19 protein-coding genes are annotated in these 17,731 nt (G+C 71.7%); 14 read left to right on the top strand and 5 right to left on the bottom strand.

The window, feature by feature from the left end; genetic code table 11:
- The first annotated feature begins 42 nt into the window (after positions 1-42).
- The 10 genes from dnaJ (at position 43) to QQA02_RS02035 (ending at position 9,560) form a co-directional block, all read left to right on the top strand.
- Positions 43-1,182, top strand: coding sequence for a molecular chaperone DnaJ (gene dnaJ / locus QQA02_RS02080; RefSeq protein WP_284863124.1), 1,140 nt, complete (start codon positions 43-45; stop codon positions 1,180-1,182).
- 10 nt (positions 1,183-1,192) lie between these two features.
- Complete coding sequence (locus QQA02_RS02075) at positions 1,193-1,948, top strand: 16S rRNA (uracil(1498)-N(3))-methyltransferase (RefSeq protein ID WP_284773441.1); 756 nt, start codon at positions 1,193-1,195, stop codon at positions 1,946-1,948.
- 11 nt (positions 1,949-1,959) lie between these two features.
- A complete protein-coding gene (locus QQA02_RS02070; RefSeq protein WP_284863123.1) occupies positions 1,960-2,997 on the top strand; it encodes a PhoH family protein in 1,038 nt (345 codons plus the stop codon).
- A gap of 3 nt (positions 2,998-3,000) precedes the next feature.
- The gene (gene ybeY, locus QQA02_RS02065; protein WP_284773438.1) at positions 3,001-3,627 is read left to right on the top strand and encodes an rRNA maturation RNase YbeY; all 627 of its coding nucleotides are present in this window, start codon (positions 3,001-3,003) and stop codon (positions 3,625-3,627) included.
- A gap of 3 nt (positions 3,628-3,630) precedes the next feature.
- A complete protein-coding gene (locus QQA02_RS02060) occupies positions 3,631-4,953 on the top strand; it encodes a hemolysin family protein (protein WP_284773436.1) in 1,323 nt (440 codons plus the stop codon).
- Positions 4,954-4,987: 34 nt separating this feature from the next.
- Positions 4,988-5,836 carry a pyridoxal kinase PdxY gene (gene pdxY, locus QQA02_RS02055; RefSeq protein ID WP_284863121.1) on the top strand — a complete coding sequence of 283 codons (849 nt, stop codon included), beginning with the start codon at positions 4,988-4,990 and terminating at the stop codon, positions 5,834-5,836.
- Between the two features lie 31 nt (positions 5,837-5,867).
- Entirely contained in the window at positions 5,868-6,785 is a 918-nt protein-coding gene (gene era, locus QQA02_RS02050; RefSeq protein WP_284773433.1) for a GTPase Era, read from the top strand.
- A 7-nt stretch (positions 6,786-6,792) separates the two neighbouring features.
- The gene (gene recO / locus QQA02_RS02045) at positions 6,793-7,542 is read left to right on the top strand and encodes a DNA repair protein RecO (protein ID WP_284863120.1); all 750 of its coding nucleotides are present in this window, start codon (positions 6,793-6,795) and stop codon (positions 7,540-7,542) included.
- Between the two features lie 38 nt (positions 7,543-7,580).
- Positions 7,581-8,342, top strand: a complete 762-nt coding sequence (locus tag QQA02_RS02040) for an isoprenyl transferase (RefSeq protein ID WP_284863119.1) — start codon at positions 7,581-7,583, stop codon at positions 8,340-8,342.
- 102 nt (positions 8,343-8,444) lie between these two features.
- Positions 8,445-9,560, top strand: a complete 1,116-nt coding sequence (locus QQA02_RS02035) for a VIT1/CCC1 transporter family protein (protein ID WP_284863118.1) — start codon at positions 8,445-8,447, stop codon at positions 9,558-9,560.
- 36 nt (positions 9,561-9,596) lie between these two features.
- Here the strand turns inward: QQA02_RS02035 and QQA02_RS02030 are convergent, their stop codons facing one another.
- Both QQA02_RS02030 and QQA02_RS02025 read right to left on the bottom strand, forming a co-directional pair.
- Positions 9,597-10,061, bottom strand: coding sequence for a Fur family transcriptional regulator (locus QQA02_RS02030; protein WP_284863116.1), 465 nt, complete (start codon positions 10,059-10,061; stop codon positions 9,597-9,599).
- A 241-nt stretch (positions 10,062-10,302) separates the two neighbouring features.
- Positions 10,303-10,653, bottom strand: a complete 351-nt coding sequence (locus QQA02_RS02025; RefSeq protein WP_284773427.1) for an ArsR/SmtB family transcription factor — start codon at positions 10,651-10,653, stop codon at positions 10,303-10,305.
- A 422-nt stretch (positions 10,654-11,075) separates the two neighbouring features.
- Between QQA02_RS02025 and QQA02_RS02020 the strand changes: the two genes are divergently transcribed.
- Genes QQA02_RS02020 through QQA02_RS02010 form a run of 3 tightly spaced genes read left to right on the top strand, consistent with a single transcriptional unit; the run spans position 11,076 to position 13,522 of the window.
- On the top strand, positions 11,076-12,461 hold the full coding sequence (locus QQA02_RS02020) for a glycine--tRNA ligase (protein ID WP_284773426.1): 1,386 nt from the start codon (positions 11,076-11,078) through the stop codon (positions 12,459-12,461).
- Between the two features lie 25 nt (positions 12,462-12,486).
- Positions 12,487-13,038 carry a hypothetical protein gene (locus QQA02_RS02015; RefSeq protein ID WP_284773424.1) on the top strand — a complete coding sequence of 184 codons (552 nt, stop codon included), beginning with the start codon at positions 12,487-12,489 and terminating at the stop codon, positions 13,036-13,038.
- 10 nt (positions 13,039-13,048) lie between these two features.
- Complete coding sequence (locus QQA02_RS02010; RefSeq protein WP_284773422.1) at positions 13,049-13,522, top strand: hypothetical protein; 474 nt, start codon at positions 13,049-13,051, stop codon at positions 13,520-13,522.
- A gap of 3 nt (positions 13,523-13,525) precedes the next feature.
- Here QQA02_RS02010 and QQA02_RS02005 read toward each other — a convergent pair whose 3' ends face one another.
- A complete protein-coding gene (locus QQA02_RS02005) occupies positions 13,526-15,538 on the bottom strand; it encodes a TPM domain-containing protein (protein WP_284773421.1) in 2,013 nt (670 codons plus the stop codon).
- A gap of 77 nt (positions 15,539-15,615) precedes the next feature.
- On the opposite strand from QQA02_RS02005, the gene QQA02_RS02000 reads away from it, so the two are divergent.
- Positions 15,616-16,893 (top strand): deoxyguanosinetriphosphate triphosphohydrolase, encoded by a 1,278-nt coding sequence (locus QQA02_RS02000; RefSeq protein WP_284773419.1) that lies wholly within the window; start codon positions 15,616-15,618, stop codon positions 16,891-16,893.
- Here the strand turns inward: QQA02_RS02000 and QQA02_RS01995 are convergent.
- Positions 16,890-17,153 (bottom strand): hypothetical protein, encoded by a 264-nt coding sequence (locus QQA02_RS01995; RefSeq protein ID WP_284773418.1) that lies wholly within the window; start codon positions 17,151-17,153, stop codon positions 16,890-16,892. The genes QQA02_RS02000 and QQA02_RS01995 overlap by 4 nt on opposite strands.
- Before the next feature lie 7 nt (positions 17,154-17,160).
- Positions 17,161-17,697, bottom strand: coding sequence for a guanyl-specific ribonuclease (locus QQA02_RS01990; RefSeq protein ID WP_284773417.1), 537 nt, complete (start codon positions 17,695-17,697; stop codon positions 17,161-17,163).
- Between the last annotated feature and the right edge of the window lie 34 nt (positions 17,698-17,731).

Genomic DNA, 17,731 nt, shown 5'->3' with positions numbered 1-17,731 from the left:
GGCACGTTTGTACCCGTTTCTCGTAAAGGATCTGTTGCAACTGTGGCCCGCGATTACTACGCCATTCTGGGGGTGGACAAGTCCGCCTCGGACAAAGAGATCAAGAAGGCCTACCGGAGGCTCGCCCGCAAGTACCACCCGGACGTGAACCCCTCCGAGGAGGCCGCGGAGAAGTTCCGCGAGATCTCCGTGGCGCACGAGGTGCTCACGGACCCGGACAAGCGCCGCATCGTCGACATGGGCGGCGACCCCATGGAGCAGGGCCAGGCGGGCGCCGGGGGCGGCTTCGGCGGCTTCGGCGCCGGGGGTGGCCTCGGCGACATCTTCGAGGCCTTCTTCGGCCAGGGCGGCACCCGCGGCCCGCGCTCGCGCGTCCAGCCGGGCAACGACGCCCTGCTGCGCACCGTGATCACCCTCGAGGAGGCCTACTCCGGCCTGCGCAAGGAGGTCACCGTCGACACCGCCGTGCTCTGCAACCGTTGCGAGGGCACCGGCTCGGCCTCCAAGGCCAAGCCCGTCACCTGTGACCAGTGCGGCGGCGCGGGCGAGATCCAGGAGATGCAGCGCTCCTTCCTGGGCAACGTGATGACCTCCCGGCCCTGCCCGAAGTGCTCCGGCTTCGGCGAGGTCATCGAGGACCCCTGCCCGAAGTGCGACGGCGGCGGGCGTGTGCGGGCACGCCGCGACATCACCGTCAACATCCCGGCCGGCATCGCCGACGGCATGCGCATCCGCATGGCCGGCGCCGGCGAGGTCGGCCACGGCGGCGGCCCGGCCGGCGACCTCTACGTCGAGGTCGCCACCAAGCGCCACCCTGTCTTCACCCGCGACGGCGACGACCTGGACTTCACCGTGCGCGTGCCCATGGTCGACGCCGCCCTGGGCTGCTCGGTCACCGTCACCGGCCTGGACGGCGATGACGTCGCCATCGACGTAGCCGCCGGCACCCAGCCCGGCGAGCGCGTGCGCGTCGAGGGCCGCGGCATGCCGCGGCTGCGCAGCGACGGCCACGGCGACATGCTCGCCCACATCGACGTCGTCGTGCCCACCGAGGTCGACGACCAGACCCGCGACCTGCTCGAGCAGGTCCGCGGCCGCCTGCGCGAATCCGCGCGCGTGACCCAGGAGGGCGACGGCGAGGAGTCCTTCTTCGACCGCCTGCGCAGCCGCTTCCGCCGCTAGGAGACCGCCCGTGTCGCTGCCCGTCTTCCTCCTCGACGCCCCGATTCCCGGCGAGCCGCCGCGCACCGTCGAGCTGACCGGCCCCGAGGGCCGCCACGCCGTCACGGTCAAGCGCATCACCCCCGGCGAGCACGTCGAGCTCGTCGACGGCGCGGGGGTCCGGCTGCGCGCGCTCGTCACCGCCGTGCACGGCAAAGACCGGCTGGTCTGCGACGTCGAGGAGGCCGGCGTCGACCCGGTGCCCGCCCCCGAGGTCACGGTGGTACAGGCGATCCCGAAGTCCCCGCACGCCGACCTCGCCGTCGACCTGCTCACCCAGGCCGGCGCCGACCGGATCGTCGCCTGGGAGGCCGACCGCTGCGTGGCGCGCTGGGGAGGCAAGCCAGGCAAGGCCGAGAAGGCCCTGGCCAAGTGGACCGACCGCGCCCGGGAGGCGGGCAAGCAGGCGCGTCGCGCGCGCCTGCCGCACATCACCGGACCGGTGGACACGCACGCACTCGTCGGCAATCTCTCTGAGGTGGGGGAGGGCACCGTCGTGGCCGTGCTGCACGAGTCCGCCACCCGCCCGTTGCGGGATCTTCCGCTTGCGAGCGCGGCGCGCGTGGTGCTGGTGGTGGGCCCCGAGGGCGGCATCGGCGACGACGAGCTGGACAGGCTGCGCCAGGCCGGCGCGCAGCCGGTGCGCCTGGGCCCGGAGGTGGCGCGCGCGTCCTCGGCCGGGGCCCTGGCCCTCGCGGCCGTCGGGGCGCTGACCGGCCGCTGGTAACATCAGCCCGTGTGACAGCACCTGATAACCCGCAGAAACCCAAGCCCGCCCGCACGCCGGTGGTCACCGGCACCGTCCGCCTCGACGAGGCGGTCGCCGCGCAGGTCGTCGGCCCGGGGGACGCGAACCTGCGTGTGCTGGCCAACCTCATCGACTGCGACGTCTTCGCCCGCGGCGGCGAGGTCGCCCTGACCGGCCCCGGCCACGAGGTGCAACGGGCCAAGCGCGCCATCGCGGAGCTGGCCTCGCACGCCGGGCGCGGGCAGGCCGTCACGCCCGACACCGTGCGCCACACCGTCCGCCTGGTCACCGCCGAGTCCCCGGAGTCCGTCGCCGCGATGGTCGGCTCGGACATCGTCTCCCGGCGCGGCAAGACCATCCGGCCCAAGACCATGGGCCAGAAGGACTACGTCGACGCCATCGACGAGAATACGGTGGTCTTCGGCATCGGTCTGGCCGGCACCGGCAAGACCTACCTGGCCATGGCCAAGGCCGTCCAGGCGCTCAAGGCCCGCCAGGTCTCCCGCATCATCCTGACCCGCCCGGCCGTCGAGGCCGGCGAGAAGCTGGGCTTTCTGCCCGGCACCCTCGGCGAGAAGATCGACCCGTACCTGCGCCCGCTGCACGACGCCCTGCGCGACATGGTGGACCCGGAGTCCATCCCCAAGCTCATGGAGTCCGGCGTGGTCGAGGTCGCCCCGCTGGCCTACATGCGCGGGCGCACCCTCAACGACGCCTTCGTCATCCTCGACGAGGCGCAGAACACCACCGCCGAGCAGATGAAGATGTTCCTCACCCGCCTCGGCTTCGGCTCCAAGATGGTGGTCACCGGCGACATCACGCAGGTCGACCTGCCCGGCGGCAAGGCCTCCGGCCTGCGCCAGGTCCGCCGCATCCTGCGCGGGGTGCCGGACATCCACTTCGCGGAGCTGTCCGCCGACGACGTCGTGCGCCACGCCCTTGTCGGGCGCATCGTCGACGCCTACGACCGATTCGACCAGGACCGCCAGGAGCGCCCGGCACGCGGCGCGGGGCGGAAGGAGAACTGACCAATGGCCATCGAGGTCTTCAACGAGTCCGGCTACCCCGGCGTCAACGAGGAGATGCTCATCGACGTGATCTCCTTCGCGCTCGGCGAGCTCGACGTCCACCCGGAGGCCGAGGCGAGCATCTACCTCGTCGACCAGGACACCATCGCGGACCTGCACGTGCGCTGGCTCGACCTGGAGGGGCCCACCGACGTGATGAGCTTCCCCATGGACGGGCCCACCCCGGGTGCCGTCGGCGGGCGGCCGGACGCGGACGCGCCCGGGCCGACCATGCTCGGCGACATCGTGCTGTGCCCCGAGTTCGCCAAGCGCCAGGCCGACGTCGCAGGCCACGGCCTCGACCACGAGCTGGCGCTCTTGACCGTCCACGGCTGCCTGCACCTGCTCGGCTACGACCACGCCACCGCCGACGAGGAGCGCGAGATGTTCGCCCTCCAGAACGAGCTTCTGGCCGACTGGTACGACGACGCCGAGCGCCGCGGGGCGAAGTTCCCGCCCAAGCCGACCGGCGCGGCCGCCTTCCCGAGTGCGGCCGACCGCGAGGAGCTCGACCGCAAGGTCCCCGGCGGCGGCGTGCCGCCGATCGCCGAGCCGCGCCCCTGCGACGACGGGGCGGACGGGGAGGCCTAGCCGGTGAGCCTGCTCATCTCCGCGGCCGTCACCGTCCTGGCGCTGCTGCTCTCCGGCCTGCTGGGCACCACCGAGTCGGCGCTGGAGAGCATCTCGCGCGCCCGCGTCGAGCAGCTCGTCGAGGACGAGCGCCCCGGCGCGTACAAGCTGCTGCGCGTGCTCGACCGCCGCGCCGAGCACATCAACATCCTGGTGCTTCTGGGCACCGTCCTGGACGCCACCGCCGCCGTCTTCGCCGCAGCGCTCGCGCTCGGCGTGATCGACTCGGCCGGCTGGGCGCTGACCACGGCGATCCTCGCGGTCTCGCTGATCAGCTTCGTCGTCGTCGGCGTCTTCTCCCGCACCGTCGGGCGCAAGAACCCCTACTCGGTCTGCCTGCGCACCGCCGTGGTGCTCAGCGCCGTGCACAAGATCCTGGGACCCTTCTCCCGCCTGCTGATCCGCCTGGGCAACCTGCTGGCCCCGGGCCGCGGCTTCCGCGACGGGCCGTACGCCACCGAGGTCGAGCTGCGCGAGATGGTCGACATCGCCCAGGAGCACGGGATCGTCGAGGTCGAGGAACACCGGATGATCCAGAACGTCTTCGACCTGGCCGGCACCATCGCCCGCCAGATCATGGTGCCGCGCCCGGAGATGATCTGGATCGAGGACACGAAGACCGCCGGCCAGGCGACCAGCCTGTGCGTGCGCTCCGGCCACTCGCGCATCCCCGTCATCGGCGAGAGCATCGACGAGATCGTCGGCGTGGTCTACCTCAAGGACCTCGTGGCGCGCACGTACCACATGACCGACGGCGGGCGCTCCGTGCTCGTGCGCGACGTGGTGCGCCCCGCCCAGTTCGTGCCCGACTCCACCCCGCTCGACGCCCTGCTGCACCAGATGCAGCGCGACCAGAACCACCTGGCGATGCTCGTCGACGAGTACGGCGTGATCGCCGGCATGGTCTCCATGGAGGACATCCTCGAGGAGATCGTCGGCGAGATCGCCGACGAGTACGACGCCGCCGACGACGACCCCTTCGAGCGCGTCGACGACCGGACCTTCCGCGTGGTCGCCCACATGTCGCTGGAGGAGCTGGCCTCCGGCCTGCGCGACGCGACCGGCGAGCGCCGCGAGTTCGACGACGAGATCACCGACGAGGTCGACACCGTCGCCGGCGTGATCACCTTTGAGCTCGGGCGCGTGCCCCTGCCCGGCAGCCACGTCACCGTTGACGGGATGAAGCTGACCGCCGAGGGCGGCCACGACCGCCGCGGGCGCGTGCGCGTGCGCCACGTCCTCGTCGAGCTTCCCGACGCCCCGGGGGACGCAACCGACCCCGAGTGACCGGCGCGGAAGGCGGCACGGCACGATATAAGCCATGAACGTGCTCTCCATCCAGTCCGCCGTCGCCTACGGCCACGTGGGCAACTCCGCGGCCGTCTTCCCCCTCCAACGCCTCGGCCACGAGGTCTGGCCCGTCAACACCGTCAACTTCTCCAACCACACCGGCTACGGCGCGTGGCGCGGCCCGGCGCTGCCCGCCGCCGACGTCGCCGCCGTCGTCAAGGGTGTGGCCGAGCGCGGCGAGCTCGCCAACGTCGACGCCGTGCTCTCCGGCTACCAGGGCGGCTCCGACATCGCCGACGTCATCATCGACGCCGCCGCGCAGGTGCGCGCCGCCAACCCCGAGGCGCTCTACGTCTGCGACCCGGTCATGGGCAACGCCAAGTCCGGCTGCCACGTCGACGACGCCATCCCGCCGCTGCTGCGCGACAAGGTCGTGCCGGTGGCCGACGTGATCACCCCCAACCAGTTCGAGTTGGGCTACCTGACCGGCCGCGAGGCCACCGACCTCGAGTCCACCCTGGACGCCGTCGAGGCCGCCCGCGCAATGGGCCCGAAGACCGTGCTGGTCACCTCCGTCGAGCGCCCCGACCGCCCCGAGGGCACCGTCGAGATCCTCGTCGTCGACGACTCCGGGCGCTACCTGGCGCAGACGCCCTACCTGCCGTTCAAGCGCAACGGCTCCGGCGACGTCACCGCCGCGCTGTTCACCGGCCACTACCTGCCCACCCGGGACGCGGCCGGCGCCCTGGCCAAGACCGCCTCGAGCGTCTTCGACCTGCTCAAGCTGACCTTCGAGCGCGACAGCCGCGAGCTCGAGCTGGTCGCCGCGCAGGACTTCTTCGCCAACCCGCGCGGGCAGTTCGAGGTCCGCGAGGTCTAGTGCGGGGGCCGGGGCGGTTAGACTGGCCCGCGTGAGTTTCACCGACACCCCCGAGGGCTTCCGCTCCGGTTTCTTAAGCTTCGTTGGCCGGCCGAACACCGGCAAGTCGACGCTGACCAACGCCCTGGTCGGCGAGAAGATCGCCATCACCGCCGACCAGCCCGAGACGACCCGCCACCCCATCCGCGGGCTCGTCCACCGCCCGGACGCCCAGATCATCCTCGTCGACACCCCGGGCCTGCACCGCCCGCGCACCCTGCTCGGCGAGCGCCTCAACGCGCAGGTCCAGGAGACCTATTCCGACGTCGACGTCATCGCGCTGACGATCCCGGCCGACGAGAAGATCGGTCCCGGCGACCGCTGGATCCTGGACAACGTGCGTGCTGCCGCGCCGCGCACCCCGGTCGTCGGAGTGGTAACCAAGACCGACAAGGTCTCCCGCGACGCCGTCGGAGCCCAGCTGCTCGCCCTGCACGAGCTGCTCGGCGGCGAGAGCGAGGTCGTGCCCGTCTCCGCGAAGGACGGCGTGCAGCTCGACGTGCTGCTCGACGTGATCACCGGCCTGCTGCCGGAGGGCCCGAAGCTCTACCCGGACGACCACGTCACCGACGACGACACCGAGACCCGCATCGCGGAGCTGATCCGCGAGGCCGCCCTGTCCGGCCTGCGCGACGAGCTGCCGCACTCGGTGGCCGTCCAGGTCGACGAGATCCTCCCGAACGAGGAGCGCGAGGGCGTGCTCGACGTGCACGCCGTCATCTTCATCGAGCGCCCCGGCCAGCGCCGCATCATCGAGGGCCAGCAGGGCCGCCGCATGGGCCGGATCATCTCGACCTCCCGGCGCGGCATCATCGACCTGCTCGGCCAGAACGTCTACCTGGACCTGCGCTTCAAGGTGCTGAAGAACTGGCAGTCCGACCCGAAGGCGCTCGGCCGGCTAGGCTTCTAGGAGGGTCGTGCGCAGGGAGAGTTTCCGCGACCGGGCGCTGGTGCTGCGCACCTACGACTTCGCCGAGGCCGACCGCGTCATCGTTCTCTTGACCCGCGGCCACGGCATCGTGCGCTCGGTGGCCAAGGGGGTGCGCCGGGCGAAGTCGCGCTTCGGCTCGCGCCTGCAGCTCTTCGTCGACCTCGACGTCCAGCTCTACCCGGGCCGCAACCTCGCCACGATCACGGGCGCGGACACCGTCGCCTTCTTCGGCTCCGGCATCATCGACGACTACGAGCGCTACGCCGCCGCCTGCGCGGCCCTCGAGTGCGCCGAGCGCCTGGCCGTCGCCGAGGACGGCTCCGACTCGTTTCTTTACGACGCCGCGCTGGTCACCCTGGGGCGCATCCAGCGCGCCGCCCGCCCCGTCCTCGCCCTGGACGCCTTCATCCTGCAGGCGACCGCGCACGCCGGCTGGGCGCTCAGCCTCTTCGACTGCGCGCAGTGCTCGGCGCCGGGCCCGCACCACGCCTTCCACCCGGGCGCCGGGGGAGCGGTGTGCCTGCACTGCCGGCCCAGCGGCTCGGCGGACGTGCCCACCGAGGCGCTGCACCTGATGTGGCTGCTCGCCCACGACCGCGTCGAGCAGGCCGTGGCCGTCGTCGCCGGGGAGGGCGGCGCCGAGCTGGCCGCCGTGGCCCACCGGTTGACCCGCGCCCACCTGCAGTGGCAGGTCGAGGGGCGGGTGGCCGCCCTGGCGGTGCTCGACGAGGGGTGAGCCGCCGCGGCGGCGGGCGCTTTGGCACAATTGGGCCTGTGACTGAGCAGAATTCCGCAGGGGTCGCCGGCACGTTCGCGGCGACGGGTGTCCCGGCCGAGCTGGTCCCGCGACACATCGCACTGGTCATGGACGGCAACGGCCGCTGGGCCCGCCAACGCGGGATGAAGCGCACCGAGGGCCACCGCCGCGGGGAGGCGGTGCTCATGGAGGCCGTCGACGCCTGCCTCGAGATGGGCGTGGACTACCTGTCCGCCTACGCGTTCTCCACGGAGAACTGGCGGCGCAGCCACGAGGAGGTCCGCTTCCTGATGGGCTTCTCCCGCGACGTGCTGCGCCGCGAGCGCGACATCCTCAACGAGAAGAACGTGCGCCTCAAGTGGGCGGGGCGCCGCCCGCGCCTGTGGCGCTCGGTGATCCGCGAGCTCGAGGCCGCCGAGGAGCTGACCCGCGACAACACCGCGATGACGCTGGTGATGTGCGTCAACTACGGCGGGCGCGCCGAGATCGTCGACGCCGCCCGGAAGCTGGTCGCCCGCGCCGCCGCCGGCGAGCTGCGCCCCGGTCAGGTCACCGAGGAGTCCTTCGCCGACTACCTCTACGACCCGGAGATGCCGGACGTGGACCTCTTCCTGCGCCCCTCCGGCGAGCGGCGCACCTCGAACTTCCTGCTGTGGGAGTCGGCCTACGCGGAGATGGTCTACCAGGACAAGCTCTTCCCGGACTACACCAAACAGGACCTCTTCGACGCCGTGCTCGAGTACGCCAAGCGCGACCGCCGGTTCGGCGGGGTGAAGTGACCGGCGGGGCCTGAGCGAACTTTTCCCGGCCGCCGACCTGTCTTCCCTCCGCCCGCCCGTGCGGGTACGCTGCTATGGGTTCCGGCGGAAGGAGGAGACCAGGTGAGCGAGGACAACGGCGCGGACGTGCGGCCCGTCGAGGAGCCGCCGACCGCCCGCCAGATCAAGCGCTGGCGGCGCTACCTGGCCAACGAGCGCGCCGAGGCCGCCGTCTACCGGGAGCTGGCACACCGCAAGGAGGGCGCCGAGCGCGACATCCTGCTGCGCCTGGCCGACTCCGAGTCCCGCCACGAGGAGTACTGGCGCGCCAAGCTCGGCGAGTACGTCGGCATGCCCCAGCAGCCGGGCCTGCACACCCGCTTCATGGGCTTTCTGGCCAAGAACCTCGGCTCCGTCTTCGTGCTCGCCCTGATGCAGTCCGCCGAGGCGCGCACCCCCTACATCGACGACGCGGACGCCCCGGACCAGATCGCCGCCGATGAGCGCGTGCACTCCGAGGTCGTGCGCGGCCTGGCCGAGCAGTCCCGCCAGCGCATCTCCGGCGGCTTCCGCGCGGCCGTCTTCGGCGCCAACGACGGCCTGGTCTCCAACCTCGCCCTGGTGCTCGGCATCCTCGGCTCCGGGGTCAGCCCCACCATCGTGCTGATCACCGGCATCTCGGGGCTTCTGGCCGGCGCGCTGTCGATGGCCGCCGGCGAGTTCATCTCGGTGCGCTCGCAGGCCGAGCTGCTCGAGGCGACCCGCCCCAACGACGAGATCGGCCGGGTCATTCCGGAGCTCGACGTCAACGCCAACGAGCTGGCCCTGGTCTACCGGGCCCGCGGGCTCGAGGAGGACGACGCGCAGGAGCGCGCCCGCGAGGCCCTCGAGCAGTTCCGCCAGGCCGAGCTCAACAGCCAGGTGCCGGCGGGTGCCGCCCCGGCGGCCAAGGAGTCCGGCGTGGACTGCGCCTGGGCGGCGGCGCTGTCGTCGTTCTGCTGCTTCGGCCTCGGCGCGCTGATCCCGGTGCTGCCGTTCATCTTCGGCGCGAGCATCGCCGTCGGCGCGGTCATCGCGATCGTCCTGGTCTCGATGGCGCTGCTGTTCACCGGCGGGGTCACCGGCGTGCTCTCGGGCCGCCCGCCGCTGTGGCGCGCCGTGCGCCAGCTGCTCATCGGCCTGGGCGCGGCAGGGGTGACCTGGGCGCTGGGCTCCATCTTCGGCGTCGTGCTCGGCTGAGCCGGCTGAGAGGTCAGCGCCGGCGGGGGAGGGGCGCTACTTGGCGCCGTCCTTCCCCGCGCCGTCCTTCTCCGCGCGGGCCTTCTTCTCCCGGCACTCGGGGCACAGCCCGTAGACCTCGGCGTCGTGGCCGGTCAGCTCGAAGCCGTGGCTCGAGGCGACCTGGGAGGCCCACTTCTCCACCGGCCCGCCGTCGATCTCCTCGGTGCGCCCGCACTCGGTGCACACCAGGTGGTGGTGGTGCTTCTCGGTCATGCAGTGGCGGTAGAGCGTCTCGCCGCTGGCCATGTGCAGCGCGTCGACCGCGTGGATCTCGGTGAGCGACTGCAGGGTGCGGTAGACCGTGGTCAGGCCGACCTTCTCGCCGCGCTCCTTGAGCTCGGAGTGGATCTTCTTGGCCGAGGCGAAGTTGTCCAGCTCCAGCAGGACGGACACGATCGCCGAGCGCTGGCGGGTGCTGCGCGTGCCCAGCTTCGGTATGGCGGAACTGACCGTGCCCATGGTGCGACACTCCTTCAGGCGGCGGGAAACCAGTTGTTGTTGGAACTCATTGTAGTTGCAGTCGGGCGCACGGGCCGTGCATCGGCGCAGGTGACCCGCGGGTGCGTCGCCGGGTGCGGCGAGGCGCGACCGGGTGAACAGACGCGTCGGCCGGGCCGGTGACTACGTCGCGTGTCGTCACCGGCCCGGCCGGTCGGTTGTGTGAGGAGCGTGATGTGCTTTAGGGAAACAGCGGCCGCGCTCAGGCCTGGTGGCTCATCTGCGGGGCGCTGCCGCGCACGATGGCGGCGAGCCGGGCCGCCTGGTCGATCAGGTCGCCCACCTCCGGGGTGGTCAGGCGGTACATGACCTCGCGGCCGCGACGCTCGGACTCGACGAGTCCGGACATCTTGAGCACCTTCAGATGCTGTGAGCTGAGGGGCTGGGACTTGCCGAGCTCCTTGACCAGCTCGTGGACGAAGTGGTCGTGCTGCTGCAGGAGCTTCACGATCTTCAAACGGAGCACCGAGTCCAGGGTGCTGAGCACCCGGGCGGCGTCAGTGACCTCTTCGGGCCGGTCGTCGCTGTTCCCTATCAAGTTTTTCGTCGTCATGAGAGTCTTACCAATCTTGTTCGGTGCCTCCGGGCCCGCATTCTATCGACGCCGTCTACTCGGTCCAAGAAGTCACCGCAGGCGTGTGGCCAGCGCTTCGCCTGCCGCAACCGCCCGGCAGGCCCGCTACCAGGACCATTAGGTGAAATGCATTCACGGAGCAAGTTCCTTGATGTGAAGAATCATACAACAGACGTGTTATGTCGGTGATTTAGCTTCGTTTGTGAGTTCGTAACGCATACGTCGCCGCGCGCATGGGTCCGCGCAGGCCCGTGCCCGCCGCGACGCGGCCCCGGGGGCGTCGGGGGAGCGGGTCGGGCGGACGGTTAGAATGGAGCGCACGTGTGCCACCGTGCTCCAACTTTTGTACGGTGTGTCCAGACAGTCCCACCCATCAACCACAACGAGGAGCCCTCTCTCCCATGGCGCAGCAATCCGTCATCGACACCGTCGTCAACCTGTGCAAGCGGCGCGGTCTGGTCTACCCGGCCGGCGAGATCTACGGCGGTACGCGCTCCGCCTGGGACTACGGCCCGCTCGGCGTGGAGCTCAAGGAGAACATCAAGCGCCAGTGGTGGCGCCACATGGTCACCTCGCGCGGCGACGTCGTCGGCGTGGACACCTCGATCATCCAGCCGCGCCAGGTGTGGGTCGCCTCCGGCCACGTCGAGGTCTTCACCGACCCGCTGGTCGAGTCGCTGCACACCCACAAGCGCTACCGCGCCGACCACCTCATCGAGGCCTACGAGGAGAAGCACGGGCACGCCCCGGAGAATGGCCTGGCCGACATCAACGACCCGGAGACCGGCCAGCCCGGCAACTGGACCGAGCCGCGCGCCTTCTCCGGCCTGCTCAAGACCTTCCTGGGCCCCGTCGACGACGAGGAGGGCCTGCACTACCTGCGCCCGGAGACCGCCCAGGGCATCTTCATCAACTTCAAGAACGTGATGAACTCGGCGCGCATGAAGCCGCCGTTCGGCATCGCCAACATCGGCAAGTCCTTCCGCAACGAGATCACGCCCGGCAACTTCATCTTCCGCACCCGCGAGTTCGAGCAGATGGAGATGGAGTTCTTCGTCAAGCCCGGCGAGGACGAGCAGTGGCACCAGTACTGGATCGACGACCGCCTGCAGTGGTACATCGACCTGGGCATTGACCCGGAGAACCTGCGCCTCTACGAGCACCCGAAGGAGAAGCTGTCGCACTACTCGAAGCGCACCGTCGACGTCGAGTACGCCTTCGGCTTCACCGGCTCGAAGTGGGGCGAGCTCGAGGGTGTGGCCAACCGCACCGACTACGACCTGCGCGTGCACTCCGAGTCCTCCGGTGAGGACCTCAGCTTCTACGACCAGAACAACGAGGAGCGCTGGATCCCCTACACCATCGAGCCGGCCGCCGGCCTGGGCCGCGCGATGATGGCTTTCCTGGTGGACGCCTACCACGAGGACGAGGCCCCCAACGCCAAGGGCGGCGTGGACAAGCGCGTCGTGCTCAAGCTCGACTACCGCCTCTCGCCGGTCAAGGTCGCCGTGCTGCCGCTGTCCAAGAAGGAGCCGCTGGCCGGCAAGGCCCGCGAGGTCGCCGAGACCCTGCGCAAGCACTGGAACGTCGACTTCGACACCTCCGGCGCGATCGGTCGCCGCTACCGCCGCCAGGACGAGATCGGCACCCCGTTCTGCGTCACCGTCGACTTCGACACGCTTGACGACGCCGCGGTGACCGTTCGCGACCGCGACACCATGGAGCAGGAGCGCGTCGCCCTCGACGAGCTGGAGGGCTACCTGGCCGCCCGCCTCATCGGCTGCTGACACGCGGACTAGGGAGGAGATTTGTGTGACTGACATCCACTACACCTCGTGGGGCCCGCGCCACGCCGGCGAGAACGCCGTGCTGCTGGTGGGCAAGGGCCCGGAGGAGCTGGGCAGCTTCGGCGTGGAGAAGGCCGAGGTCGGCGGCGAGACCTGGCAGCTCAAGGCCGACGGGGCCAAGGGCGTGCTGGTGCGCACCGGCGACGGCCGCGAGTTCCGCGCCGACGGGGCGGCCGGCCCGAAGAAGCAGGTCGCCGTGGACCTGGCTGGCAAGAAGCTCACCCTGGTCAACGAGAACAGCTCCAACTGGGTCGTCCTCGACCCCGACGGCGTGAAGATCGCGCAGTTCTCCGGCACCAACAACGGGGTGCGCCGCAGCATCCTGGAGTTCTCCGCCGACGAGGAGGAGCCGGAGAAGGCCCGCGCCGCCATCGACGCGCTGACCCGCGACGAGGTCGTGGCGCTGAGCTTCTTCACCCGCACGATCCTGGAGGCGAAGCTCTCGCGGACCTCGGGGATGGTCATCGTGACCCTGGTGGCGGCCACCATCCTGGCCGTGCTGACCTTCCTGATCTAGGGTCGACGCCATGACGGACGCGACGGGGCTGTTCGGCGGGGCGGATACGGGCACCTGGGTGTGGCGGGGCAACGAGCTCTTCGACGGCCTCGGCCACCAGGTCGCCTCCGTGCGCTCCGACGTCCTCTTCCACGCCGGGGAGCGCATGCTCCTCGAGTACAGCCCGGGCGGGCGTTTCCGCCTGCGGGCCACCACCGCCGGCGGCGCGGTCTACACCGCCGCCCAGAGGGGGCTGACGGTCCAGCACCTGCACGGCTCGTGCGAGGGGCGCGACTACGAGATGAACCGCACCTCGCTGTGGCGCAAGGAGCGCGTGATCCGGGCCAACTCGGGGCCCGTCGCGCTGGTGCGCCCGCGTATCTCTGGCGCCGTCGAGATCGTCGACGACCCCGAGGAGATGTCGCCCATGCCCGCCGCCGACGCGGTGTTCTTGTCCTGGGCGTGCGTGATGGTCGACTCCCCGGTGCGCAAGACGCGCACCTAGCGGCTAGAACCGCCCGCCGGCGCCGCCGCCGAAACCGCCGCCCCCGCCGCCGAAGCCGCCGCCCCCGAATCCGCCTCCGCCGCCGAAGCCGCCGCCGAACCCGCCGCGGCCGCCGGAGGAGAGGATCCCGTTGACGAGCATGCCGGCCAGGAACGCCCCGCCGTTGCCGCCGGACTGGTTGCGCCGCTGGCGGCGCTGGTAGTCGTCGTAGTCGTTCTTGGCCAGCCGGGCGGCCTGCTGGGCACGCCGGGCGGCCTGCCCGGCCAGGTCCGCGCCCTGGCGCGGGTCGCCGGCGGCCTCGGCGCGCTGCAGCAGCTGGGCGGCCGCGGCCAGCTCGCCGCGGGCCCGGGAGCCCACGATCGGCCCGCGCGAGGCGATCAGGTCGTCGGCCGACTGCACCGCGGCGCGCGCGGCGTCGAGCTGCTGGCGGTAGACGCGCAGCAGCCGCTCTTGCCCGGCGGTGGCCTCGCCGGCCTGCTCCAGGGCGTCGTCGAGGCGCCCGTCGAGCTCGGTCAGGTCGGTGAAGGCGCCCAGGGGATCGGCCGTCCCACGCTCGCGCCCGGCGGCCAGCGCCGAGGTCGCCTCGTCGGCCAGCGCCTCGAGGCCGGCCCAGTCGCCCTGGGCACCACTGGCCCGGCCGCGGGCGGCCAGCTCGCGGGCCTGGGCGATTTCGCCGTCGATCTCGGCGTAGAGGTCCGGCAGCTGGGTGCGCGCGGTGGCCAGGTTGTCCTCGGCGTGTTCGACGGCGTCGAGCATCCGCTCGGCGACCTCCACGGCGTGCTCGGAGTCGCGGATCGCGGCCACCACGCCGCCCTGCTGGCCGGCGGGCCGGTCGGCCAGCTCGCGGGCCTGGTCGAGGCGCTTCTCGGCCTCGTCGACGCCGGCCTCGGCCAGCTCCGGGTTGTCGGCCACCGAGCTGAGCGCCTCCTCGGAGTGGTTCGCGCGCAGCGCCTCGAGGCGGCGGCGGGCCTCCGGGATGCGGGCGCGCACGTCGACGGTGCGCCGCATCAGCTCCGCGATGTGGTTCTCGGCGGTCAGCAGCATCTCGCGGTTGTCCGCGAAGTCCTTGGCCTGCGAATCGAGGGCGGCCTGCGCCTTCGAGCAGTCCGTGATCACCCCGGCCAGCAGCTGGCGGCGCTCGGCGTCCGAGCCCGCGGCCGCGTCCAGGCGGTCCTGGGTGGCGTAGGCGGAGTCCATCGCCCGGCGGGCGTGCGCGGCGGCCTCGGCGAAGGGGCGGGCGCGCTGCTCGCCGAACTCGGCGCGGGCCAGGCGCAGCTCCTCCTCGGCCCGGCGCAGCGACTCGTCGGTGGCCACCACGGCCTCGTGGGCCAGCTGCTCGAGGGTCTCCAGCGGCAGGCGCGCCAGCGAGTCGGTGTCGGTCGGGTCGATGCGCCGCGCGCTCTCGAGCTGCTCGGCCTCGTCGCGGTTGCGCTTGCGCCGCGACCAGGCCCACAGGCCACCGCCCGCACCCGCGGCGGCCACCGCCGCCCCGCCCAGCCAGGCGACGGACTCGCCGGAGATCTGCCCGGAGCTCACGGCGGCGTCGATGAAGGCCTGCGCGGCGCCGTTCCAGTCGCCGTCGGAGAGGTGGGGACGCACGGCCTTGTCCAGGTCGTCGATCTCGGACTGCGACCAGTCCACCCCGCCCTGCACGAAGTACTGGCGCAGCTCCGGGGCGACCACCATGACGGCCAGGTTGTTGCCGCCGTTGGCCTGCACGGTGTCGCGGGCGTACTCCTCGGGGCCCAGGCCGCCGAAGTCCGGCACGAAGACGACCATCAGCGAGCGCTGGTGGTCGACCTGGTACTGGGCGATCTGCTTGTTCAGGTCCGCGACCTGGTCGTCGCTGAGCACCCCGGCCTCGTCGACCACGCTCTGGCTGTAGGACTGCGGCCCCTGGGAGACGGCGACCGACGCATCGGTCGCGGCGAACGCGACGGGGAGCAGCGCGGCGTCGGCAAGCGGGACAATGGCGGCGGCGCCGAGGGCGGCGAGGATCACGCGCGGTTTCGTCATGGGGCCAACAATAGTGGAGGCGGTGAAACCGGCACGTCGCAGCCATTTCCGCACCATCGGCGGTTAGTATCGCCTGCGTGTACACCTACTCGTCCGCCGACACCGAACGTCGCCTGGCCGAGGGGCCGAAGGGCAGCTGGATCGCCGCGACCGAGACCGACCACCGCAGCGCCTTCTCCCGCGACCGCGCGCGCGTGCTGCACTCTGCCGCGCTGCGCCGGCTGGCCGACAAGACCCAGGTCGTCGGCCCCCGCGACGGCGACACGCCGCGCACGCGCCTGACGCACTCGCTGGAGGTCGCCCAGATCGCCCGCGGCATCGGCTCGGGGCTGGGCATGGACCCGGACCTCTCGGAGCTGGCGGGGCTGACCCACGACATCGGGCACCCGCCCTACGGCCACAACGGCGAGCGCGCCCTCGACGAGGTCGCCGCGGAATGCGGCGGCTTCGAGGGCAACGCGCAGACGCTGCGCATCCTCACCCGCCTCGAGCCCAAGGCCGTCGACGGGGAGACCAGCTACGGGCTCAACCTCACCCGCGCCGCCCTCGACGCCGCGTGCAAGTACCCGTACACCCGCACCGCCGCCGACGGCAGCCACCGCCGCAAGTACGGCTGCTACGACGAGGACGCCGCGGTCCTGGCCTGGATCCGCGAGGGCAACCCGGGCACGGACAAGTCGCTCGAGGCGCAGGCGATGGACTGGGCCGACGACATCGCCTACTCCGTCCACGACGTCGAGGACGGCATCGTCTCCGGGCGCATCTCGCTGGCGGTGCTGTGGGACCTCGTCGAGCTCGCCGAGCTCGCGGAGGCCGGTGCGCGCGCCTTCGGCGGCGCCCCCGAGGAGCTCGTCGCCGCCGCCGACCACCTGCGCCAGCTCGACGTGGTCAACGACGCCGCCGAATTCACCGGCAACCTGCGTTCCTTCGCCCGCCTGAAGAAGATGACCAGCGAGCTGGTGGGCCGCTACGTCGGCGCCACGGTGCAGGCCAGCCTCGACGAGGCCGACGCGGAGGCCGGGAAGCTGGGCCGCCACCACGGCCGGCTGGTCGTGCCTGCGCAGGCGCGCGCGGAGGTAACGCTGCTCAAGACCATCGCCGTGCTCTACGTGATGGACCAGCGCTCCCACATCGCCCGTCAGGACCGGCAGCGCGAGCGCATCTTCCGCGTCTTCGACTACCTGAGCGCGGGCGCGCCGGGGGCACTCGACCCGATGTTCGCCGACTGGTGGCGCCAGGCCGACTCGGAGGCCGGCCGTCAGCGCGTGGTCGTCGACCAGATCGCCTCGCTGACAGAGTCGCGCCTGGAGCGCATGGCCCGCGAGTCCGCGGACCTCTCCGTGTTCATGGGCTAGAGCTGCAGCTCGACGCCGAGGTCGGCGAGGACGGCGCGCACGCGGGCGTCGTCGGAGTCGGGCAGCCGCCAGTGGGCGCACAGAACGCGCGAGACGCCGTACTCCTTGATCAGGTCCGCCATGCCGTCGAGGTTGCGCGGCGCGGGCCGCCCGGCGCGGTAAGTGGCACGTGCGAGCGCGTCGTAGAGGTCGCGCGGCTCGCGCACGGGCGTGGTGATGATGATCGGGTTACGCATGAAGCGGGTGTGGGTCTGGGTCATGGCAGGTTCAGGCGTCCGGGATCTCGCAGAAGGATTCGTAGTGGTCGGCGGTGTAGTACCAGGTCTCGGGGTCCTCGGGCGGTTCGCCGCCGGTGACGATCCGGCGCGCGCCCCGGTGGTCGAGCCCCGGCGTGTCCACGGTGTACTCACGGTAGTGGTCGCGGGCCTGATCCGGAAGTCGCCCCTCGTAGTTGCCGAAGCGCGTCCCGTCGTTGTCCGGGTGCTCAAACGGCCCGCCGGCGCGCACGTCCGCGACGGTGTCCGCGGCCTCCTCAGGCAGGGTGTCCAGCGGGCAGGTCTCAATTGCCGACGTCCCGTCGGTCCCCGTCGCACGTTCCGTCGCCGTGGCTGCGCCGCCGCCGTGGCCGGCGGCGGTGGTGGCGGTGCTGCCGACCGCGCTGGTTGCGGTGGAGTCGGCCGCGGTGGCGTCGGCGGGCTGTGCGCCGTCGCCGGAGCCTAAGTCGATGCCGAACCATGCGGCCGCGACGGCGACGGCGAGGCCGGCGGCTCCGGCCAGCCAGCCGGTCGAGGAGCGTCGAGACATGGCGATATCTTTACACACCCGCCCCGCGGTTCCG

Source organism: Corynebacterium sp. MSK006 (genome assembly GCF_030232385.1).
In the GTDB taxonomy this organism is placed as follows: Bacteria; Actinomycetota; Actinomycetes; order Mycobacteriales; family Mycobacteriaceae; genus Corynebacterium; species Corynebacterium frankenforstense_A.
Note: the sequence above shows the minus strand (reverse complement) of the source record. Positions and strands in the feature narration are given on the sequence as shown.

Bases quoted from the DNA above. Each gene is read 5' to 3' on its own strand.
- QQA02_RS02020 (WP_284773426.1), top strand. From the start codon at position 11,076: ATGGCGCAGCAATCCGTCATCGACACCGTCGTCAACCTGTGCAAGCGG.
- pdxY (WP_284863121.1), top strand. From the start codon at position 4,988: ATGAACGTGCTCTCCATCCAGTCCGCCGTCGCCTACGGCCACGTGGGC.
- ybeY (WP_284773438.1), top strand. From the start codon at position 3,001: ATGGCCATCGAGGTCTTCAACGAGTCCGGCTACCCCGGCGTCAACGAG.
- QQA02_RS01995 (WP_284773418.1), bottom strand. From the start codon at position 17,153: ATGACCCAGACCCACACCCGCTTCATGCGTAACCCGATCATCATCACC.
- QQA02_RS02005 (WP_284773421.1), bottom strand. From the start codon at position 15,538: ATGACGAAACCGCGCGTGATCCTCGCCGCCCTCGGCGCCGCCGCCATT.
- QQA02_RS02010 (WP_284773422.1), top strand. From the start codon at position 13,049: ATGACGGACGCGACGGGGCTGTTCGGCGGGGCGGATACGGGCACCTGG.
- QQA02_RS01990 (WP_284773417.1), bottom strand. From the start codon at position 17,697: ATGTCTCGACGCTCCTCGACCGGCTGGCTGGCCGGAGCCGCCGGCCTC.
- QQA02_RS02030 (WP_284863116.1), bottom strand. From the start codon at position 10,061: ATGGGCACGGTCAGTTCCGCCATACCGAAGCTGGGCACGCGCAGCACC.
- QQA02_RS02025 (WP_284773427.1), bottom strand. From the start codon at position 10,653: ATGACGACGAAAAACTTGATAGGGAACAGCGACGACCGGCCCGAAGAG.